Source organism: Dysgonomonas sp. BGC7, assembly GCF_001261735.1.
Classification (GTDB): domain Bacteria; phylum Bacteroidota; class Bacteroidia; order Bacteroidales; family Dysgonomonadaceae; genus Dysgonomonas.
In genome coordinates, this window is record NZ_CVRP01000032.1 from 1 (window position 1) to 2,481 (window position 2,481).

Genomic DNA, 2,481 nt, shown 5'->3' on the forward strand with positions numbered 1-2,481 from the left:
GTGCGCCCATAAGGGTATATAATAAATGTATTGGTAGCGCGATACCAGACACGAGTTTACAAGTCTGTCATCAACCGGCTTATCTGGCGGGGAAACCCAAAGGGGAGTGTAGCATGCCGGCAAATCCATAAGTCAACTAATCGTCATGTTGCGACTGAATGGGAAGATGAAATGATAAGTATGAGGATAAAATCCGTATTGATTAAACGATAGCCTGAGCGGACAAATGCGGGTCTATGACGAAAGACGGTTACTGGCGTCATATTGTGATACTCCGTTATCATGTGGACATAGCGGAAGCGTAAACTAATCACAACGCAATTGCAGTAAGCAATAAAAGGTGGATGTCGTATCCGACAACTTATCGAGCTATAGTTATTATATGTCTAAATGGGGATTGCCTAACCCAAAATGCCAGTTGTAAGGCTATAAGGTTTCAGACCTTTGAATATTTGGCATGGCAACGGAGTCTCCGTAGTAGTCCGAGCAAGGGAAAGCCTTGTACATGGCAAAGGGAGACAGCTAATATTTTTTAATACAATTAACGGAAAATGTGTGAGACATTATGAGAGATCCAGAAAGAGTATTAAACAGTCTGGCGAAGCAAAGTAAAATCGCAATGTATAGATTTGAAAGGCTATATCGGATTCTGTTCAATAAGGAAATATATTATGTTGCCTACCAAAAGCTATATGCAAAGGAAGGTAACATGACTCCTGGTGTTGATGGCAAAACCATTGACGACATGAGTATATCCCGTATTGAACAATTGATTGAATTGCTCAAAAGTGAGCAGTATCAGCCTGTATCATCAAAACGGATTTATATTCCGAAGAAAAACGGAACAAAACGCCCTTTGGGGATACCTTCTTTTGATGATAAACTGGTGCAGGAAGTCATTCGTATGATTTTGGAGGCAATCTATGAAGGCAGCTTTGAGAGTTGTTCTCATGGATTCAGACCAAACAGAGGATGCCATACAGCACTATCCCGTATCAAGGATACTTTCACTGGTTCCAAATGGTTTGTTGAAGGAGACATAAAAGGATTTTTTGATAATATCAATCATGATATTTTGATAAGAACACTTGAAGAAAGAATCTCTGACAACAGGTTTACCAGGCTAATCAGAAAGTTCCTGAATGCGGGATATATGGAGGAATGGATATTTCACAGAACATACAGCGGAACACCACAAGGTGGAATTATCAGCCCAGTATTGGCTAATATCTATCTTGATAAGTTCGACAAGTATATGAATGAATATATCCAAAACTTTAATGAAGGCAAAAAACGCAAACCCGATACAGTTTATTCAAAATATGCACTGAGAAAAATCAGAGCCGAGCGAAAACTTAAAACTGAAACAGATGAAAAGAAACGGGAGTTCTATCTGAATCGCATCAATGAATGCTGTAAAGCCCGTAATAACCACCCAAGTTTGGATGAAATGGATAGTAGTTACCGAAGATTGAAATATACCCGGTATGCAGATGACTTTTTGATTGGGATAATCGGAAGTAAGGCAGATTGTGTGAAAGTCAAGAAAGATATCAAAGATTTTCTTGAAGAAAAACTCAAACTTGAATTATCCGATGAGAAAACATTGATAACCAACACAAAGAAGAATGCAAAATTCCTCGGATATGAAATCGGAATCTACAAAACAGATCAAATAAAACGGATTGGTAAGGGTACCGCTCAAAGATATTACAGGTCAAAAGTCTTTTTAAAACTATCTATGGATACAATGAAAAAGAAACTCTTCGAATATGACGCTATTAAACTGACTTATCATAATGGGAAAGAGAGATGGCATCCCAAGGCAAGACCTTGTATGAAGAACAATGATGACTTAGAAATACTCTGCCAGTACAACGGTGAAATACGAGGCTTTTACAACTATTATTCATTGGCGAATAACAGCTATACTATTGATTCTTTTTATAATATCATGGAATACAGTATGTACAAAACCTATGCTTGCAAATATAAATCATCAGTTCGTAAGATTCTTCGAAAATACAGTAAAAACGGAGAATTTGGGATTGATTATATGAAAAAGAATGGGAAAGCAGTACGCTGCGAATTTTATCATGACGGTTTTAAGCGGAAGCCTTTAAGTAGAATTAAGTTCAATGATGATCAACCGCTTATTAAAATCACAAGAACGAGCCTAATCGATAGGATAAAAGCTAATAAATGTGAGATATGCGGAACAGAATCGGTATTGTCGATGCATCATGTGAAAAAGCTCAAAGATCTACAAGGAAAAAAGATCTGGGAAAAACACATGATTGCCCGCAGGCGAAAAACCATTGCGGTGTGCCACGATTGTCATTGGAAGATTCATACAGGGAGGTTAGACTGATAATATTAGTGGAGAGCCGGATACGTCGAAAGGTGTAAGTCCGGTTCGGGGGCGAGTACTTGGAAACCTAGCATAGAAATATGTAAAGGCGCTGGGTACTTAGCCTACAT

The 2,481-nt window shown here is 38.3% G+C and carries 1 protein-coding gene; it reads left to right on the plus strand.

What is annotated here, in order from left to right:
* Positions 1–565 precede the first annotated feature (565 nt).
* Entirely contained in the window at positions 566–2,371 is a 1,806-nt protein-coding gene (locus tag BGC7_RS17480) for a reverse transcriptase/maturase family protein (RefSeq protein WP_050702889.1), read from the plus strand.
* The last annotated feature ends 110 nt before the right edge of the window (positions 2,372–2,481 follow it).